This window comes from Massilia aurea (genome assembly GCF_014200505.1).
GTDB lineage: Bacteria > Pseudomonadota > Gammaproteobacteria > Burkholderiales > Burkholderiaceae_D > Telluria > Telluria aurea_B.
Genome location: NZ_JACHBX010000001.1, coordinates 663,525 through 681,720, shown reverse-complemented (window position 1 = coordinate 681,720; position 18,196 = coordinate 663,525). Strand labels below are relative to the sequence as shown.

Here is an 18,196-nt window from a genome sequence, read left to right as displayed (position 1 = left end):
CCATGCACCCAATGCTCAACACGGCCATCAAGGCCGCCCGCCGCGCCGCCACCGTCATCAACCGTGCGTCCTTCGACATCGACCGCATCGTCGTTTCGGAAAAGCAACACAACGATTTCGTCACCGACGTCGACCAGGCGGCGGAGCATGAGATCGTCGAAACGCTGCTCAAGGCGTATCCGGGCCATGCCATCCTGGCCGAGGAAAGCGGTGCATCAGCCAATCTGAACGACGAGAGTGAAAACGTGTGGATCATCGACCCGATCGATGGCACCACCAACTTCCTGCACGGCTACCCTAACTATTGCATCTCGATTGCGCTCAAGCAGCGCGGCGTGATCACGAACGGCCTGGTCTACGACCCGGTCCGCAACGACCTGTTCACCGCCACCAAGGGCGGCGGCGCCTACCTGAACGACAAGCGTATCCGCGTGCGCAGCACCGAGCGGATCGGCCGCGCCCTGCTCTCGTCGGGCCATGGTCCGGATCCACGCGCACTGGCTGAATACCTGCGCATGTACGAAGTCGTCGCCTCGCGCAGTCATGGCGTGCGCAGCGGCGGTTCGGCAGCGCTGGAACTGGCCAACGTGGCCGCCGGCCGCATCGACGGCTTCTTTGAAAAGAACCTGAAGATCTGGGACATCGCCGCCGGCGCACTCCTGGTGACCGAAGCTGGTGGCATCGTCGGCGAGTTCAGCGGCGAGTCCGATTACCTGAACAAGGGCGACGTGATCGCCGCTGGCCCGAAGGTTTTCGGCGCGCTTGTCCCGCTGTTGTCGCCTTTCGCGTAAAATACACGTTGTAACAATCAGGCCACTCGCAGGCGGTGCTTGCCAGTGGCCTGCGCTTTTGTACAATACGTTACAGAGTTCTGCATCAAATACTTTCTACAGTGAAATACACTTCACTATAATCCCTGCCAGCCGCCTTTGCGGCAGCGTCCGGGCGCCCGCTAGCTTGCGCGCCTGCATCGATCAATCCGATTCCAGGACTGCCGCCAAGCATGGCGACGGGCCGCTTTTTTTACTGAAAAAATCTATGTCATTTTCTTCACTTGGTCTTTCTGACGCGATCGTGCGCGCGGTAACCGAACAAGGCTATACCGCCCCGACCCCGATCCAGAGCCAGGCCATCCCAACCGTGCTGAACGGCGGCGACCTGCTCGCCGGCGCCCAGACCGGTACCGGCAAGACAGCCGGCTTTACGCTGCCGATCCTGCATCGCCTGTCGACCGACACGATCGGCGCAGCGCAGAAAAACAAGACCTCGCCACGCGTGATCCGCGCGCTGGTCCTGACCCCGACCCGCGAACTCGCGGCCCAGGTCGAGGAAAGCGTGCGCCTGTATGGCACGTACACGAACCTGAACTCGGCCGTCATCTTTGGCGGCGTCGGCATCAACCCACAGATCAAGCTGCTCAAGCATGGCGTCGACATCCTCGTCGCCACGCCAGGCCGCCTGCTGGACCACGCTGGCCAGGGCACCGTCGACCTGTCGAAAGTTGAAATCCTGATTCTGGACGAAGCCGACCGCATGCTGGACATGGGCTTCATCCACGACATCCGCAAAGTGCTGGCGCTGCTGCCGGCCAAGCGCCAGAACCTGCTGTTCTCGGCCACGTTCTCGGAAGAGATCAAGACGCTGGCCGACCGCCTGCTGAACAACCCGCAGATGATCGAAGTGGCGCGCCGCAACTCGACCGTTGAAGTCATCGCACAGAAGATCCACCCGGTCGACCGCGACAAGAAGCACCCGCTGCTGTCGCACCTGATCAAGTCCAACAACTGGACGCAGGTGCTGGTCTTCACGCGCACCAAGCACGGCGCCAACAAGCTGGTCGAGCAACTGGGCAAGGACAGCATCGGCGCCATGGCGATCCACGGCAACAAGAGCCAGTCGGCACGCACCAAGGCGCTGGCCGAGTTCAAGGACGGCAGCCTGCAAGTGCTGGTCGCCACCGACATCGCCGCGCGCGGCATCGACATCGACCAGTTGCCACACGTGGTGAACTACGACCTGCCAAACATTCCGGAAGACTACGTCCACCGCATCGGCCGTACGGGCCGTGCCGGCGCGACGGGTGAAGCAGTCTCGCTGGTGTGCGTTGACGAACACCAGATGTTGAAAGACATCGAAAAGCTGATCAAGCAAACGCTGCCACGCGAAGTCATCGAAGGCTTCGAGCCGGACATGAACGCCAAGCCACAACCAATCCAGCTGCGCAGCGGCGCCCCAGGCCACACCGGCCGCGGCGGTCGTCCAGGCGGCGGCAACGGCGGTGGTCGTGGTAACGGCGGCGGCGGTGGTGGTAACGGCGGCGGCGGCAACAAGCCCCGCACCCCCGGCGGCGCCCCCGCAGCCGCAAAACGCAGCGGCCCACGCCCCGCCTCCGCAGTACGCCGCGACCGCTAACCCAATCAGGGTCAGAGTCGAATTATTGAGAAACTTTGTCACACCACTCGCTGATTCGATGTCACCTGAAGGTTAATATCGCCAAAGCTCTTACCCAACAATGAGGGTCAGAGTCGAATTGTTTGACAACTTTAAAAGTTGTCATTTAATTCGACTCTGACCCTCATTGTTTTTGTTGCCGCTGATCCCCAAAGCTGCCAGGACTTCGCCGATCAATGTTCGCTAGAAAATTGATTGCTCTGCGAGGTGCTGTTTGTTTCCGCTTAGCTGCTTTTTTCCCTTGTATTTAATGAGGGTCAGAGTCGAATTATTGAGTAACATCCGCGAATCAATTCACAAGAAGATTGTTGCATTATCGACTTCCTTAAAATCAATTACTAATCAATTAGGGTCAGAGTCGAATTGTTTGATAACTTTTAAAGTTGTCATTTAATTCGACTCTGACCCTCATGTTTATTTTGCTGGTGTTAATGGGTGGATATTGAGGAATAACAAAGTTATGTGGCAGGTGGGTGGGAAGAATGGGATTTTGTGGTGCAGGAGGTCGTATGGCGCGCAGGGTGCTGGTGCTGGTGGGGCTGTTGGTGGCCGGGTGTGCTTCGACGGGGCAAGTCAGCTTGGGTGAGGTACGGGAGTTTGCGGATGCGTCGGCCAGGCTGGGCGGGTATGCGGAGCTGTCGCGGCGGTATCGGGATACGTATGATCGCGAGTCGCCGTATCTGTCGCCCCAGGCCGAGCGCGTGGCGCGCGATACCGATGCGCGGCGGCGGGCGGTGTTTGATGATTTTGTCGCGATTCAGAAGACGCTCGTGTTGTATATGCAGACACTGAGTTTGCTGGCGGGCGATGGCCGGTACGACTTGTCGGGGCGCATCGATGATCTGGGAACCGGTCTCAAGGCGATGACAGACTCGGGCTTGCAGCAGCGGCACGTGGCGGCCTATACAGGGATGACCCGACTGCTGACGCGGGTGATCACGTCCCGCTATCAGAACCGCAGCGTCGACACGATGGTGCGCGATGGCAATGCCGATGTGCAGACGCTGATCGATGCCATGATCGTCCTCACCCGCATCTATGAAAAGGCCAACGAGAATGAACGCAAGACCGTGCTCGGCCTCTTCAATGCCGAAATTCCGATGGCCAACCGCAATACCGATCGCATGCTGGTAACGCTGGCCAAGGTACACCTGCAAAACAAGACAGCCGAATACAAGCTGATCGACCGTCGTTACAAGCTGGCCCAGCAGGGCCTGACCAAGGTGGCATTGGGCCACCAGAAAATGCGTGAGAACATGGATAAGCTCAGCAGCGAGGAAACGCGCCGCATACTGGCGGGCTATGTTCACGACCTGAATCTGATCCGCGACGCTCTCAGCGCCGAATAATGGGGAATATCATGGCGACTTCTTCACACAGCAATCCCGATCCGGCATCCGACGACGCAAACACGACGCTACCATCGACCACGCCGCGCCAGCAAGCGGCCGCAGCCGGGTGCGATGTGGACGGTGCCGCTCGCGCCAATGCGCTATCAAATATGCAGTGCGTCGTTGACCTGGCCGACAGCGTGGTCTGTATCGCCGATGACCTGCACGAACGTATTCTGCAAGAGATTGCTGGCTACAACGATCGCACCATGCCGGATGCGCAGAAGGCCCTGATGCGCGCATTGACAGACGATGAGCGATTGCTGCGCCAGTACGCCCATGCGCTGTACGCCGACGCGGCCACGTTCGTGATCCGCGATCTGAGAGAGCCACAACACCGCTTGATGGCATTGACGGCAGATGCAGCCGAAAAAATCCGCCGCATCGGTGTCATTGGCGAAGTTACCGGGCTGGTTGGCGGGATTCTGTTACTGGTCGGGAGCATCGCCAGGGGCCAGTTTTCGCAAGTGGGCGCTGCGCTGGAGAAAATACAGCTCCACAACGCCACACTCAAGACGCTCAAGCCGGGCTCAACGGCTAGGACCTGAATCCTGCCGGGTGCAGATACACAAGCGGGATCAGCCGAATCCCACTGCCCCGCTCAGGCAATCACGTCCGGCAGGCTCGATGGATCGAAATCGGCCCAGTCCCCAGCGACTATATTGCCCTGCGCACGCTCGATATGATGTGCGCCGAGCCCGCGCAGCAGGTCGACGGCGCGGGCTTCCAGCGCGGGGTCGGTGAACGCGACCGCCACCAGCATGCCGGCCGTGCGCGGCGCGACTGCGTTTTCGCCACCCTCTTCCGCTTCGCCCCGGTCCTTCATTTTCGAAAAGCTGAACAGCGAACCGATATGCCCGCCCACGAGACCGCCAACAATCGGGCCGATCGGACCGGTGATCGGCGACGTTGCCGCACCAACCGCCACGCCCACCGCACCACCTGTCGCCACGCCCTGGACAACGCCTTCGGGCGTATCCTTCGCACCGGGCGACTGCAAATTGTCGCCGCCAATGGGCGTCATATCGTGCTGACCCGGCTGGCTCAGATAGAAGCCGCTGATGCGATCGGCTTCAAAACCGGCGTCGACCAGTGCGCTGCGTGCGCGGTCCACCTCGTCCTGAAGCTGGAAACGTCCTGCGATGATCATAGACATGGGCAAGTTCTCCTGGATAGAGAGGCCAGCATGCGCCCGCGGCAGCGACCCATCTGTACGGCGCCGCACGCACCCTGTCACAGGCGGTCGCCATCAATTTGATGACGTCAGTGTTCAGCGCCACTGTCCATAGACCACGCCATACTGCGGCGGTTCCTCCACGGGCGCAGGCGGGGTACTTTGCCATTGACGTGGATCGATCCTGTAATACTTGAGGAATTCGTCGTACAACGCCGGATGGCGCGCGGCGAGCTGGTGCGGTTGCTCGAAGAAGCTTTCCGTGGCGACAGCGAAAAATTCGGCGGGATTGGTGGCGCCGTAATGGTCCAGCACACCCTGCCTGCCCCACATGGCGTCGTGCCGCAAGTTCGCGTAATCACGCGACAACACCTCCGACCAACTACGGTAGCGCTCGCTACTGCCCAGATACGGCGCGCCATTTGTGTTGCCGGACTCGCTGTCGAGCTGATGCGCAAACTCGTGCAGCACGACATTGTGACCAGGCGCATTGGCAGTATGGCCGCGCCGCACATGATCCCACGACAGGATGACGCGCCCATCGCCCCACGATTCACCCAGCAAGTCCTGCCGCTCTTCGGTCACCACGCCGGAGACATCGATCTGCTTGCGCGGCGCCAGAAACGCCCCCGGATACACCAGGACCATCTCGAGCGTCGGATAACTGACCGGCTTTTCGTGACCGCCGATACGCCCCAGCAGCAGCAAGCACGCCTGGCCTGCAATCGTCACGCGCATCTCGTCGGTCAGTTCGAGCCCGGCGCAGCCGACAAACTTCTTTTGATGCAGAAAATGCTGGACCATCCGCCCCAGTTGTTGCCGCTGCACGTCATCCATGCCGCTGTATTGCATGACATTGCGCGCCAGGATTGCAACATGCTGAGGCGGCAGCGGCCGGGATACGGCGCGGCGCAGGCGCCACTTGGGCACCAGCCAGGCAGCCAGGATGACGACGCCCAGCAACCCGACAGCAAGCGCTTCCATCATCAGGTCCGGTTGGCGAGCCAGGCCTGCACGTCGTCGGCGCCGCCGATCAATTCACCACCAACGAATACTTGTGGCCATGTCATGCGGCCCGTGATGCCGCGCAAGACGATCGAATTGATCTTCTGGTCTTCAGAAATGTCGGTGAAATGGATGTCCTGTTCCTGCAACGCTTGCCGTGCGCGCGCGCAGTGCGGGCAACCGGGCCGCGAAAACATCACCACCGGCTCGGGCACCTGGGCCTGCGGCGCAACGTAGTCAAGCATCGTGTCGGCGTCGGATACCTCGAACGGATCGCCTTCCTTGTCGGCCTCGATGAAGATCTTGTCGATCACACCGTCGCGCACGAGCATCGAATAACGCCACGAGCGGCTGCCAAAACCAAGGTCGCGCTTGTCGACCAGCATGCCCATGCCGGTCGTGAAGTCACCATTGCCGTCCGGGATGACCGTGATGTTGGCGGCATCCTGCCCTGCTTTCCATTGATTCATGACGAAGGCGTCATTCACCGAAATACACAGCACCTCATCGACACCATGCGAGCGCAGCACGGGCGCCAGTTCGTTGTAACGCGGAAGATGTGTTGAAGAACAGGTCGGCGTGAACGCCCCGGGCAGCGAAAAGACCACGACGGTGCGGCCCTTGAACAATTCATCAGACGTCACATCGCGCCATTGATCGTCGGGGCGCGCCTTGAACGTCACCTTGGGTACGGGTTTGCCTTCCAGCGATTCGGCACTCGGTAACATCGATACTCCTATCTGGTTGAATGTGCGTCGCGCAAACACAGCGACATGGCACGTCAGTTGAGGACTATTGATTTGTTTTCAACACACGCAATGCAAAAACGCGGCCCAAAAAATAAAACCGCGCAAAATGCGCGGCGAAGGACGACAGCGTTCGTCAGGACCGTGGCCAGTGCGGGTCTCGACCGCACCAGCCCGGGGGCGCAACTACGGCGCTTTACTTGACTGCAGGTTGGCCTGGTGGGGGGCCGAACAGTGCTGCAACGAGTGGATCGCGTGCCACAGGGCTGCGATTGACGCGGATAGCGTAGTGGGTGTCATCGGCCAGAATGTGGAAGTGACGACCGCTGCCAGCCATGTTCTGCTCGCGCAGGCCCGGACGCTCCTTGCGTGGGGCAACGCCTTCGCGCTTTGGCTGGCAGATCGCTGCCAGGAACGCCTTGACGCGGTCTGGATCTGGCGAAATCTGGTACACGGCCTTGCCCAGGTAGGTGGCGGTGCCTTCGATGTAGCGGGCCAGCTCGATCACGCCGGCTTCACGCAGGTCGCGGATGTACTTGCGGGCACCCGACGGCGAAAACTTGAGGAACCAGGCGATTTCATCAGCCAGCATTTCGTGGCTCGAGAGCTCATTAATCAGCTTTTGCATGTTTTCAATGCGGCGCTGGGTGGCAGACGTCGAACGCACGCGCTCGATCGGGGCCAAAGAAATCGGTGCGCGCTCGGTTGGCTGTGGTGGGACGCGTTCGATCAGCGCCGAATTGCCGGAGGTGTGCACTGCGCCGGTCTCGGCTGCGTTGTGCTGTGTCGTTGCATGCATATTGATTAGCTCCAATAGAGAGTGAGACTGTGTGGTCCGGGTCGCTGTGTGTCGTGTGACACCCTGACAACATCTCGGTTCCGCTTAACTAGCCTCAAGATTGCCTGCATCAGACACCATGGTCTGTGCGCCATCCAACATTCGACAAGATTCCTGAGAGCACCATGGTGCAGAGCACAAAACACGTTGTTTTGGCGCCGCTGGTGGAACTCTTGCAATCTTGTAAACTCTCTAAGACATGACGACGCTGCCGCACCATGTCATCTGCACAAGCAACACTATACCTGCATGACCCCAACATGACATTCTGCAGTGTGCACCCTCTTCATCTGCAACATGACAGCGTCGTTACAGTTCGTTTCACCTTAGAAATGTGCGAATTTGACCACTGTTGTAAAATCGCACAGCGTTTTTGCATTAGGTGCGGTAGCGCACCGAGGATTCGGAACTGGCACTGTTAAGCTTTATCCAACTTAGCTGCTGACGCATGCTTTGTCATCAATTTTAACCAACGGGAGTTACCTGTGAACAACACCAAGAAAATCGCCCTGGCTGCTGCACTGCTGTGCGCATCCGGCGCCACCCTCGCTCAAGAGATCAACCCATCGTGGTATATCCAGCCTAGCGTGAACCACGTTAAGCCAGATGCCGACTTCGGCGTTGACGACCGCGACACGGGTGGCGGCCTGAAGTTCGGTAAGGCGGTAAGTCAGAACTGGGACATCCAGGTCGGCGCCAGCCAGACCCGTTTCGAACAGGGTCGTAGCGAATACCGCCAGACCCTGCTGGGCGCGGACGCTCTGCTGATGCTGAGCCGTGAGCGTTTCCGTCCATTCATCCTGTTCGGTCTGGGCGTCGAGCGTGACAAGGTCAACAACCCACTGCGTAACGTCGAGAAAAACTCGCCGTACGGCACCGTTGGTATCGGTTTCCAGGCAAGCCTGACCCCGCAATGGTCGCTGCAAGCTGACCTGCGCACCGTGCGTGGCTTCCTGCGTGATGACGAACTGTTCGGCTTCAAGCGCAGCAACAACAAAATGCTGACCGTCGGCGTGAACTACGCGTTCAACCCACCACCAGCAGCACCAATGCCAGCACCGGCACCAGTGGTCGAAGCACCAGCTCCAGCACCTGAGCCAGTCGCACCACCACCACCACCAGCACCACGCTTCCAGAAAGTCACCCTCGAAGCGACCAAGATGTTCGCCTTCGACAAGGCTGTCGTGATCACCCCAGCACCTAAGCTGGACGAAATCGCTGCTGCCCTGCAAGCTGACACCACCGTCACGAACGTCGAAATCACCGGTTACACCGACCGTCTGGGTTCGGAGTCGTACAACCAGAAGCTGTCGGAGCGTCGCGCCATGGCCGTGCGTGAGTATCTGATCGGCAAAGGCATCGACGGTAACCGTCTGCGCGCTATCGGCAAGGGCGAAGCTAACCCAGTCGTCGAGTGCAACCAGAAAGGCCGCGCTCAGCTGATCGCTTGCCTGGAACCTAACCGTCGCGTCGAAGTCGACCAGATCACGGTTGAAGTCCCAGTCCAGCGTTAATACCTGAAGCTGTCACTGCCGCATGTCGGCGGTGACCATGCAAGATCGAGGGGGCTTCGGCCCCCTTTTCTTTTGGAGAAGCGGTTATGGCAGTGAATAAATGGTTCCCGTACACGCACCAGATCTATCAGGTGCTGCGCGCTGCAGTGATGGACTGGATCGATCACCGGGCGTCCAGCAAAGGCGCTGCGCTGGCGTTCTATACGTTGTTTTCGCTGGCGCCGATCCTGGTGCTGGTGATTGCCGTTGCCGGTTTTTTCTACGGTGCGGAAGCAGCTCAAGGGCAATTGCTCAATGAATTGCGCGGTCTTGTCGGTGCCCAGGGCGCCGATACCATCCAGGCCATCCTGGCCGGTGCGCAAAACAAGGAAACGGGCATGTTTGCCACAATCGTGGCCACATTGCTGCTGATCGTCGGCGCAACGACGGTATTTTCAGAACTCAAGGACAGCCTGGACGAAATCTGGAACCTGCCAGCACCACCAAATGGCGGCATCTGGAACCTGATCCGCACCCGCCTGTTGTCGTTTGGCGTGATCCTGGTGCTGGGTTTCCTGCTGATGGTGTCACTGGTGATCAGCGCCGCCACAACGGTGGCTGAGAAATTTATCAGCGGTATGTGGCAAGACGCTGCGATCGTCATTGGCTGGATTGCTTCGGGCCTGGGTTTCCTGGTTATCGCTACCCTGTTCGGCGTGATCTACAAGCTGCTGCCGCGCGTCAAACTGTCGTGGCAAGACGTGGCTATCGGCGCGCTTGGCACGGCGGCGATGTTCACGCTGGGTAAGTTCGGGATTGGCCTGTACATCGGCAACAGCGGCACCACCGACAGCTTCGGCGCCGCCGGTTCGCTGATCGCCTTGCTGCTGTGGGTATATTACTCGGCGCAGATATTTTTCCTGGGCGCAGAATTCGCGCGCCAGTATGCGTTGCAGATGGGTAGCTTGCGTAACAAGCCAAAGTCGGTAACGGGCGTGGACCCGAAACCGAAGGCGGAATAACGTTGTAACTCAAAGGTCGGCGGCCTGGCTGCCGACCTTATTCTCCCAGCAGCTCCGACACCACTTCCATCCCCTCGACGCGCTCGGCCACGACCTTGAGCACCATCACGAGCGGCACCCCCAGCAGCAAGCCCCAGACGCCCCAGAGCCAGCCCCAGAACAACAGGCTGACAAAGACTGCCGCCGGATTCATGCGCGCGATCTTGCCGGTCATCCAGGTTGCCACGACCATGCCGACCAGGGTCGCGATGCCGAGCGATGCGCCCGCCACCAGTGTGACCATGCCCACGGTCTCAAACTGCAGGAACGCGGCCATGCCAGTGGCAACCGTGATTACGAGTGGACCAAAATAAGGCATCAGGTGCGCCACGCCGGCAAAGGCCGCCCATGCGCCGGCGTTTTCCAGACCGATCGCGCGCAGCGTGCCCCACATCAGCAGCGCCAGCAGGACATTGGTCACCAGCAGCATGAACATATAGCTCTGGATCGATGTGTTGATGTCGTCCAGGATATGGACCGTGACTTTCTTGCGCGACAGCGAAGGGCCCGTCAGCTTGACGAGCTTGCGCTTGAATGTATCGCCCGCCAGCAGCAGGAAGAACACGAGAAAGATTACCATCGTGGCTTGCGACATGAACGCCGCCAGGCTCATCGAGCCGGCCAGCACCCAGTCCATCACGCGAATTGGCGAGCTCGACGAGGGATCACCCGTATTCTGGCGCCGCTGCTGCGTCACGCGGCGGGCATCCGAGCCGACATTGCTGGCGGCACGTTCGATCTCGGCCGCGGCTGCCTGCATCTGCTGCAGCGTCGAGCGTTCGCCCGTTGTATTCGACAGGATGCGCGTGACTTTCGATGTCAGCGTCGGCAGATCGTCGATGATATTGAAGAATTCACCCTGCAGCCGGTACACGGTGCCTGCCATCGCGCCCACGATCACGACGGTAACCAGCGTGGCGCCGACGATGCGGCGGATATGCCAGCGCTCGAGCCAGCGCACGACAGGATTGAGGGTATACGCGATCAGAATGCCGAGCAGAAGCGGCACGAAGAATTTTTGCGCCCATTGGAGCGCGAAGACAAAAGCGATGGTAGCGAGGACGCCGAGCGCGAGGCCGCGGGCGTTGACGTGCAGTGGTACGCGTAGCGCACCGATGTGAAGCGCGAGATCGTCGCCGGTGGAACGCACCTCGGGATGGAGGGCGTCACCGTTACTGCTTGGGGGCAAAGCCCCCGGGGCGGCAGTATCAGGCGGGGTTGCCGGCATGGCCGGATCAGATTGAGCTAGCTGCATATGTGTGCCTGAACAAGTGACCGGGCCGCCCCGGCGATCCGACTATTACTTCACGCGGATGTCGTTCTTGACCGCGGTCACGCCTTTGACGCCACGTGCGATCTCGACAGCGCGCTGTGCATCGCGTGCATCAGCAACAAAGCCCGACAGCTGAACGTCGCCCTTGAAGGTTTCGACGTTGACTTCGCGTGCTTTCACGTTAGGGTCATTGATCAGGGCAGCCTTGACCTTGGTGGTGATCACTGCGTCGTCGACGTATTCGCCGGTGCTGGCTTGCTTGTTGGTCGACGAGCAACCGACAGCGGTGATAGCGACGGTAGCGAAGATGGCAGCGGAGATGATGCTTTTAGCGATTTTCATGATGGCTCCTAATAATGATCATGTTTAAAACTTACCCTTGCGGGCGGATTGCGCGGCGCCGGCAAGCCGGCCCGCAGGTTTATTTGCCGTATGCCGTCCGGGCGGTGCTCACGCACCCGTCCTTGACGGCGCCGGCGAAGGCATCGCACTTCTGCAGTGCGACGCGATATTCAGCTTCGATCTTGACGTCATTGGCATCCAGACGCGCTTCGATCGCCTTGCGGTCGGCCCGGGCATCTGCCTGGAGCGCAACCAGTGTCGCCTTGGCCTGGGCCAGGCAGACTTCGCGGTCATTCCCGACCAGCGCACCGCAGCGCGTCTTGTCGCGTTCATGAAACGCGGTCGCAATACGCGTGCGTGCCTGGGTATAGGCCGCGAGCGTGTTCTTCTGGGCTGCCGTCACCTCTTCTTCGATCCGGACCCGCGCTGCACGGGCATCGGCAACGCAGATCTCGTGCGGCACACCGGCCATGGTGTCACACCTGGCCTTGGCGGCATCATAGCCGGCTTCGGCAGTGTCCATCGCGTATTGATAAGCGGCCTTCGCATCCTGCCCTGCCACTTGTGCCAGAGCCGGAGCAGTCCAGGCCATGGCAACAGCGATCAGGAACATCACATGCGGAGTCTTCATTATTTTTGTTCACCATTTGTCAACACTGGCGCTATCTTTACATGCGCCACACCCGCCTTCTGTACGCTGGCGAACACAAGACGCAGAGTGTTGGGCTGTGTCACGCAAACAACGCTCATTGCCTGACATATCCACCGTCCCCTGACGACAGGTCGGACCCCAAAGCAAAACAAGGTGAGTGCGGCAACGCACAGACCCCCATCTCCAGCGTGTCTATTCTGAGTAAAACCTTTTGTCAGGAGAACAATATGAATGCAAACCGTAAACTTATCGCTGTCGTCCTCGCCACCGGCGCCCTGCTCACTGGTTGCGCCAGCAACAGCCAGCAGCCATTCGGCGGCGGCTACAACAATGCCAGCAGCAGCGCGTCGGCTGGCTACGGCGTGATCGATTCGATTCAGGTCGCACAAGGTGAAAACCGCACGAGCGGCGCCGGCGCCATCCTGGGCGGTGTCGTTGGTGCACTGGCCGGCAACCAGATCGGCAGCGGCGGCGGCCGCACTGCAGCCACCGTGGCTGCCGGTGTCGCCGGTGCAGCAATTGGTAACAATGTGGAAAAGAACCGCAACGCACAGGGCCCTGAGCAGTATCAGATCAATGTCCGCATGGATAACGGCGAATACCGCGCCGTAATGCAGGACAGCGTCTACGATCTGCGCGTGGGCAACCGCGTTCGCATCGTCGACGGCCGCGTCTACCGTTACTGATCCACCGATCGACCCGGCACCACCGGAGCAGGAGCGGAGATCGGGCATACGCCCGCTTCCGCTTCTGCCTCGTCAGAACGACCCTCTTCCGCCCCGCTCCTGGAGACCATCATGGCCCACGTCATTCGCTCCACCACCGCCTGCCTGCTCGCGCTCGCAACCTCCCTTACCTGCTTGAGCGCTGCCGCGCAATCGACGCCGGCCACAGGTGGCGACGCCAATGTCAGCCAGGTCGCCGCCCGTCAGCAAGCCCAGGAAATTGCCAATGGCGATCCGGCGCGTTGGTACCGCAACGATTCCGAGCAACAGACGCTGCGCAAGGAACTGCGCGCCGCATTGCAGGAAGCGCAGAACGCCTGTAAGCAAGAGCCTGCCGCTGATCGCAAGGCCTGCGTGGCCGAAGCGCGTGCAACCTTCCAGCGCGATTCGGCGCTGCTGACCAAGGCGCCATCGAACTGAAGCTGAAGTGAGCCAGCGCCAACTGGCTTTAGCGCTTTTTCTTGCGCGACGGTAGCGGATACACATCCGCCACCAGCGTACTCTCCCCGATCTGCCGGCTCGGCGACGCCGAATCGTGCACCACCAGCAAACCCTCATCGGCCCCGTCGCGACTGGCAAACAGCGCGATGCCTTCCGGGTGATCCACGCCCTGCCCGAACGGCAGGTTCAGCACGTGCTCCAGCACTTTGGCAGAGACGACCGTTTCGCCATCCGGCTCGGCGCCGCCAACCCACCGGAACAGCGTCACGGGACCATCCAGATCCATCGTCGGGCCGGCCAGGATCAGCAGATCCCTGCCCTGCTTGCACAGGTCGCGAATCCCCAGTCCGCCCAGGTCGAGGAAGTGCTTGCGGTACAGGTTGCCATCCGCATCAAGCGGTGCCAGGCGCAGCGAACCCGGTGTCTCGTCATCGACCGGGGCTACTTCGATGATGGTGGCCCAGCCCCGCAGCACCGGCCCGCGCAGGCCCAGCAGCACGTGCTTGCCAGCGAGGGCGATGCCTTCGATATCAAAACCGTTGTCCTTGCCGGGAATGGCCAGGAATGGGCCGAGATGTTCATCCTGCTTCAGCTGCGCCGTCAGTTCGTTGCCGTGCGCACTGCCGCGCAGCAGCGCGGCAGTGCGGCGCTTGCCCTTGTGCTCGACCTCCTTGAGCAAGGTGGGCACGCCATCCTGTTCACCCATCGGGATGCGGCCCAGCAGATAGCGGTTGCCGTCGGCACTGACTGTCGCCAGGCGCTTGTGCGTGCGCTTGTTGCCATCGAGCGGGTCGGGCTTCTTGCGGCGCAGGCTGTGCGAGCCCGTGACCCACATATATTTGCCATCGCAGGCCAGCCCCTCGACATCGGCTTCGTTGATGCGGCCTTTTTCGGGGTCGAACGCCGGCAGCGGCAGGTCGAAGAAATCGTGCAGCGCGAACTGGTAGTGCTGGCGCGCAAAGCTGCTCTGGCCGCGGCTGTCTTCCTCCACCAGCGTCAGGCGCTCGATGCTGACGGACTCATCGTTTGCCAGCCACAACGTCTTGCCCATGCGCAGCGCCACCGACAGGCCATTGCGCAACTCCTTGTCGGGACTGAGGTCATCGCGTTCCGGATGGAATTCGAGCAGGACAATATTTGAGGGATGCATGGGGTTCTCGCGGTGAAGGGACGGGTGCAGCATACTGGATCGGCAGGAAGCAGGCGGACAAAAAAAGACGGCGTCCAACTTGCGATTGGAACGCCGTTCAAGCCCCACCAAAGCCGGTACAGCGTACTATCCTGCAGCGTCATTCGTGATCGTTAAGTCGTGTGCCGGCGCGCGAAGGCGCCGGCACACGTTCATGCTCATGCTTCCTTGGCCTTGGCCTTGCGGGTGCGCCGGCGATTCAGGTACCAGCCCAGAATGCCCACGCCCACTGCAGCGCCCGCTGCCTGCTTGCCCATGCGACGCTGACGCACGAAGTTCACGGCAGTCATGGCATACGGCATCAGCATCGACACATTGGTACCGGTCGGCTTGAGCAGCGCGTCGGCTTTGGTGCGCAGCGCCACCGTGGTGTGGTCGAACGCCGAGCGCAGCATCACTTCAGGCTTGATGCCATGCTGGATGCTGGCCTTGGCATGGGCCACGCCAGCGCGGAAGAACTCGCCTTCACGCAGCAGCTCCTGCTTTCGAATTGCCGGGTCCAGACTGTGTTGATGACCGGCCAACCCGGTCGTCTTGTCGTGTTTGTGCATGTTGGCCTCTTTGGGTGCGCCGCTCACAGCAGCATCTCGCGGTCGTTTTTCAGTTCTTTCATCGTCGCCGGGAAGCCCAGCTTGTTCTGCTTGATCAGTGCCATGCCCTTGGCCACGAGAATGGCCGTGATGAGTGCAAACACGGCGAACATGATCAACAGGATGGTCCAGCCCATCGATTCCCATGCCAGCGCGACGATCGTCATCGCACCGAAGGCGATGGCAAACCAGACCGCCAGCGCGGCCACGGCAAAGATGGCCACCAGCTCGATGATGTGATTGCGGATGTCGGCCAGCTCCAGCGCGGCGAGCTCGACGCGCGAGACGGCCAGCCCGAACAGACTCTTGAACAAACTGGAAATGCCGGCGAATACGCCGGGGTTATGCACGACTGCTTCTTCTTTATCCACGTAGCCCCCAACCTTAATGTTTGCGGCTAAGTAGCACGCCAATGAGCACGCCGACACCTGCCGCTACTGCCACGATGCGCCACGGATTGTCTTTGACATAGACATCAGCGGTATGAACCAGTTCCTTGCCCTTGACCACGGCCTGCGTCGGGACCAGGCTAGCGCCGCCCAGGACGGTGTCGAGCAGTGCCATGCCACGCTCACGCAGCTCTTCGGCTTTCTCGCCGGTGAGCGATGCGGCGGCGGTCAGCATCGACTGCGCGTCACGCACGAGGGCCTTCATGTCGGACTGGGTGGCATAGGTGCTGCCGCTGATCGGGTGCATGCTGCCGTGGCTGTTGCGGGAAGTGTCTAGCATGTTCTACTCCTGTCACTAATCAATCATTGAAACTGACCCGCACGGGGCGGGTCACGGTCAAGCTCAGGCCATCAGGTCGCGCATATCGTCGGCGTGTTCTTCTTCGACGGCCATGATTTCCACCAGCATATTGCGGGTGGTTGGATCCTTGTCGCCGATCGCCACGATCATCTGGCGATACGATTCGATCGCCACACGTTCGGCGATCAGGTCGGCGCGGACCATGTCCTGTGCGTTTTCCGACGCGTCGTATTCGGCGTGGCTGCGGGCAGCAAACGTGGCCGGGTTGAAGTCTGGCGAACCGTTCAGTTGCACGATGCGTTCGGCGATGCGGTCGGCGTGTTCCTGCTCTTGCTGCGCGTGCTCGAGGAACTCGGCCTTGATCTGGCCGGTGCCTGGACCGCTGACGGTGTAGTAATGGCGCTTGTAACGCATCACGCACAGCAGTTCGGTGGCCAGTGCATCGTTCAGCATCGCGATGACGGCTTCACGGTCGGCCTGGTAGCCCTCGGTGACGGCGCCGTCGTCGAGGTTGGCGGCTGCCTTGCGGATTGCGGAGACATCAAAGCCGTGGCCGAGGTTGTTGGTTTGTTCCATTGTCATTCCTTAATTCAGAGTCGGTTCAAAAAATGTGTTCAACGCGCTGCTGCGCGTGGCGGAATGGCTGCGCCTTCGTTCGACAGAACGATTTCGACGCGACGATTCTGCTGACGGCTTGCTGCGCTGTCATTCGATGCAACAGGGAATGCTTCGCCGTAGGCGCGCATGGCGATACGTTCACGTGGCACGCCCTGACCTGCCAGCGCGGTCGCGACAGCGGCGGCGCGGCGTTCGGACAGTTGCTGGTTGTGGCTCTCGCTGCCGGTGCTGTCGGTGAAGCCTTCGATCAGCACGGTGCGGTTCGGGTTCTGGGCCATGACGTCGGCCAGTTTGCGCAGCGTCGAGACGCCATTCGCATTCAGCACGGCCTGGTCGGTCGCAAACAGGACGTCGCCGATCGTCACGACAAAGCCGCGTTCGGTTTTCACGGCTTGCAGGTCGACCAGCAGCGCTTCGAGCTTGGCAGCGCGTTCGGCCATGGCAGCCGTCTCAGCCTGGGCGGCCTGTGCCTGCATCTGGGCTTGCTGCGCCTGACCCTGGGCCTGCTGGGCAGCAGCCTGGGCGGCTTCAGCATCACGCTTGGCGCGATCGGCTTCGGCGGTGCGGGCATCCAGGCGGACCATGTCGCGCTGGCGCGTTGCGTCGGCGATATTCGCTTCGGCGGCCTTGCCCTTGGCGACTTCTTGCGCCGTAGCGATGCGCTGCTTGGCCACATAGGCCAGGCGGTCGATGTCGCTCAGGCTTTCGCGGCGGGCTGCAGCCTGGTTGGCCTGGTCGAGGGCTTCGCTGGCTTGCTTGAATTCGAGGGGTGCGTAGGTCGAGACCTGCGAATTATTGTTGGCGCTGACAAAGTCGGCGCGCGCCTGGTCAAGCGTTGGCGTGGTCATGGGTGCGCTGGCGCAGGCGGCGGCCAGCACGGCGGCGGCCAGGATCGATACGGCGGATTTGCGGTTTTTCATGTTGTTATTCCTTTTATTTTCCATATGCGCCGGATCGTCGGCGCGAACTCCTGTCTGCATCAGACAGGAAGCAGTGCAATTGCTTGCCTGGTATTAGTTGGTGTTGGCGCGGTCGACTTCTTCACGCAGCACGCGCAAGTCTTCATTCAGCTGGGTCGACGCGGCAGTTGCCTTGCTCGACACGGCCTTGCTCTGGGCCAGCTTGGCGTCAGCCTGGGCCTGGACTGCCAGTTCGCGAGCCAGCTTGTAGTCGCGCGCGGCCAGGGCCTGATTGGCCTTGCCCATCTTTTCACGTGCCGCCGTGATTTCTGCCGGCGCCAGGTCAGCTGCACCTGCCGACACCGCGTTCTCGATGGCGTTGCGCGAGACAGCCACGTCCGCCGTCGCAGGCGCCTTGTCAGGACTTGCGCAGGCCGTCAGTGCCAGCAGAGCGGCAACGCAGCCAAGGCGGGCAAACCCGGTCATCGATTGATGTTTATTCATTACATTTTCTCCTCGGAAGTGGTGTAGATAACGTTATAAACCTGTTATGGAATG

22 protein-coding genes are annotated in these 18,196 nt (G+C 60.7%); 8 read left to right on the top strand and 14 right to left on the bottom strand.

Going from position 1 to position 18,196, the window contains the following annotated elements:
* Positions 1 to 11: 11 nt before the first annotated feature.
* The 4 genes from HD842_RS02945 (at position 12) to HD842_RS02930 (ending at position 4,390) form a co-directional block, all read left to right on the top strand.
* The gene (locus HD842_RS02945; RefSeq protein ID WP_183553544.1) at positions 12 to 791 is read left to right on the top strand and encodes an inositol monophosphatase family protein; all 780 of its coding nucleotides are present in this window, start codon (positions 12 to 14) and stop codon (positions 789 to 791) included.
* A 247-nt stretch (positions 792 to 1,038) separates the two neighbouring features.
* Complete coding sequence (locus HD842_RS02940) at positions 1,039 to 2,412, top strand: DEAD/DEAH box helicase (RefSeq protein WP_183550740.1); 1,374 nt, start codon at positions 1,039 to 1,041, stop codon at positions 2,410 to 2,412.
* A 548-nt stretch (positions 2,413 to 2,960) separates the two neighbouring features.
* Entirely contained in the window at positions 2,961 to 3,800 is an 840-nt protein-coding gene (locus HD842_RS02935) for a hypothetical protein (RefSeq protein WP_183550737.1), read from the top strand.
* Between the two features lie 11 nt (positions 3,801 to 3,811).
* The gene (locus HD842_RS02930) at positions 3,812 to 4,390 is read left to right on the top strand and encodes a hypothetical protein (protein ID WP_183550734.1); all 579 of its coding nucleotides are present in this window, start codon (positions 3,812 to 3,814) and stop codon (positions 4,388 to 4,390) included.
* Positions 4,391 to 4,443: 53 nt separating this feature from the next.
* Here the strand turns inward: HD842_RS02930 and HD842_RS02925 are convergent, their stop codons facing one another.
* From HD842_RS02925 to HD842_RS02910, 4 genes are all read right to left on the bottom strand, one after another.
* A complete protein-coding gene (locus HD842_RS02925) occupies positions 4,444 to 4,998 on the bottom strand; it encodes a hypothetical protein (protein ID WP_183550731.1) in 555 nt (184 codons plus the stop codon).
* A gap of 114 nt (positions 4,999 to 5,112) precedes the next feature.
* Positions 5,113 to 6,000 carry a zinc-dependent peptidase gene (locus HD842_RS02920; RefSeq protein ID WP_183550728.1) on the bottom strand — a complete coding sequence of 296 codons (888 nt, stop codon included), beginning with the start codon at positions 5,998 to 6,000 and terminating at the stop codon, positions 5,113 to 5,115.
* Positions 6,001 to 6,002: 2 nt separating this feature from the next.
* A complete protein-coding gene (locus HD842_RS02915; protein WP_183550725.1) occupies positions 6,003 to 6,749 on the bottom strand; it encodes a glutathione peroxidase in 747 nt (248 codons plus the stop codon).
* Positions 6,750 to 6,963: 214 nt separating this feature from the next.
* Complete coding sequence (locus HD842_RS02910) at positions 6,964 to 7,566, bottom strand: winged helix-turn-helix domain-containing protein (RefSeq protein WP_183550722.1); 603 nt, start codon at positions 7,564 to 7,566, stop codon at positions 6,964 to 6,966.
* A 524-nt stretch (positions 7,567 to 8,090) separates the two neighbouring features.
* Here HD842_RS02910 and HD842_RS02905 point away from each other — a divergent pair.
* Entirely contained in the window at positions 8,091 to 9,119 is a 1,029-nt protein-coding gene (locus HD842_RS02905; RefSeq protein WP_183550719.1) for an OmpA family protein, read from the top strand.
* A gap of 86 nt (positions 9,120 to 9,205) precedes the next feature.
* A complete protein-coding gene (locus HD842_RS02900; RefSeq protein ID WP_183550716.1) occupies positions 9,206 to 10,120 on the top strand; it encodes a YihY/virulence factor BrkB family protein in 915 nt (304 codons plus the stop codon).
* Between the two features lie 37 nt (positions 10,121 to 10,157).
* Here the strand turns inward: HD842_RS02900 and HD842_RS02895 are convergent, their stop codons facing one another.
* The 3 genes from HD842_RS02895 to HD842_RS02885 form a co-directional block, all read right to left on the bottom strand.
* Positions 10,158 to 11,414: an AI-2E family transporter gene (locus HD842_RS02895; protein ID WP_183550713.1), complete on the bottom strand. Its 1,257-nt coding sequence runs from the start codon at positions 11,412 to 11,414 to the stop codon at positions 10,158 to 10,160.
* A gap of 45 nt (positions 11,415 to 11,459) precedes the next feature.
* Positions 11,460 to 11,774 carry a BON domain-containing protein gene (locus HD842_RS02890; RefSeq protein WP_183550710.1) on the bottom strand — a complete coding sequence of 105 codons (315 nt, stop codon included), beginning with the start codon at positions 11,772 to 11,774 and terminating at the stop codon, positions 11,460 to 11,462.
* Between the two features lie 79 nt (positions 11,775 to 11,853).
* Positions 11,854 to 12,387, bottom strand: a complete 534-nt coding sequence (locus HD842_RS02885; protein WP_229424569.1) for a hypothetical protein — start codon at positions 12,385 to 12,387, stop codon at positions 11,854 to 11,856.
* A 266-nt stretch (positions 12,388 to 12,653) separates the two neighbouring features.
* Between HD842_RS02885 and HD842_RS02880 the strand changes: the two genes are divergently transcribed.
* Positions 12,654 to 13,112 carry a glycine zipper 2TM domain-containing protein gene (locus tag HD842_RS02880; protein WP_183550703.1) on the top strand — a complete coding sequence of 153 codons (459 nt, stop codon included), beginning with the start codon at positions 12,654 to 12,656 and terminating at the stop codon, positions 13,110 to 13,112.
* Positions 13,113 to 13,223: 111 nt separating this feature from the next.
* Positions 13,224 to 13,571 (top strand): hypothetical protein, encoded by a 348-nt coding sequence (locus HD842_RS02875; protein ID WP_183550700.1) that lies wholly within the window; start codon positions 13,224 to 13,226, stop codon positions 13,569 to 13,571.
* A 28-nt stretch (positions 13,572 to 13,599) separates the two neighbouring features.
* On the opposite strand, the gene HD842_RS02870 is transcribed toward HD842_RS02875, so the two are convergent.
* The 7 genes from HD842_RS02870 to HD842_RS02840 all read right to left on the bottom strand — a co-directional run bounded on the left by HD842_RS02870 (position 13,600) and on the right by HD842_RS02840 (position 18,142).
* Positions 13,600 to 14,742: a DUF3616 domain-containing protein gene (locus tag HD842_RS02870; protein ID WP_183550698.1), complete on the bottom strand. Its 1,143-nt coding sequence runs from the start codon at positions 14,740 to 14,742 to the stop codon at positions 13,600 to 13,602.
* A 197-nt stretch (positions 14,743 to 14,939) separates the two neighbouring features.
* Complete coding sequence (locus HD842_RS02865) at positions 14,940 to 15,332, bottom strand: hypothetical protein (protein ID WP_183550695.1); 393 nt, start codon at positions 15,330 to 15,332, stop codon at positions 14,940 to 14,942.
* Positions 15,333 to 15,355: 23 nt separating this feature from the next.
* A complete protein-coding gene (locus HD842_RS02860) occupies positions 15,356 to 15,742 on the bottom strand; it encodes a phage holin family protein (protein WP_183550679.1) in 387 nt (128 codons plus the stop codon).
* A 13-nt stretch (positions 15,743 to 15,755) separates the two neighbouring features.
* Positions 15,756 to 16,100 carry a DUF883 family protein gene (locus HD842_RS02855; RefSeq protein WP_183550675.1) on the bottom strand — a complete coding sequence of 115 codons (345 nt, stop codon included), beginning with the start codon at positions 16,098 to 16,100 and terminating at the stop codon, positions 15,756 to 15,758.
* A gap of 63 nt (positions 16,101 to 16,163) precedes the next feature.
* Positions 16,164 to 16,697: a ferritin-like domain-containing protein gene (locus HD842_RS02850; RefSeq protein WP_183550672.1), complete on the bottom strand. Its 534-nt coding sequence runs from the start codon at positions 16,695 to 16,697 to the stop codon at positions 16,164 to 16,166.
* 38 nt (positions 16,698 to 16,735) lie between these two features.
* Positions 16,736 to 17,659: an OmpA family protein gene (locus HD842_RS02845; RefSeq protein ID WP_183550669.1), complete on the bottom strand. Its 924-nt coding sequence runs from the start codon at positions 17,657 to 17,659 to the stop codon at positions 16,736 to 16,738.
* A gap of 93 nt (positions 17,660 to 17,752) precedes the next feature.
* Positions 17,753 to 18,142: a DUF4398 domain-containing protein gene (locus tag HD842_RS02840; protein WP_183550666.1), complete on the bottom strand. Its 390-nt coding sequence runs from the start codon at positions 18,140 to 18,142 to the stop codon at positions 17,753 to 17,755.
* Between the last annotated feature and the right edge of the window lie 54 nt (positions 18,143 to 18,196).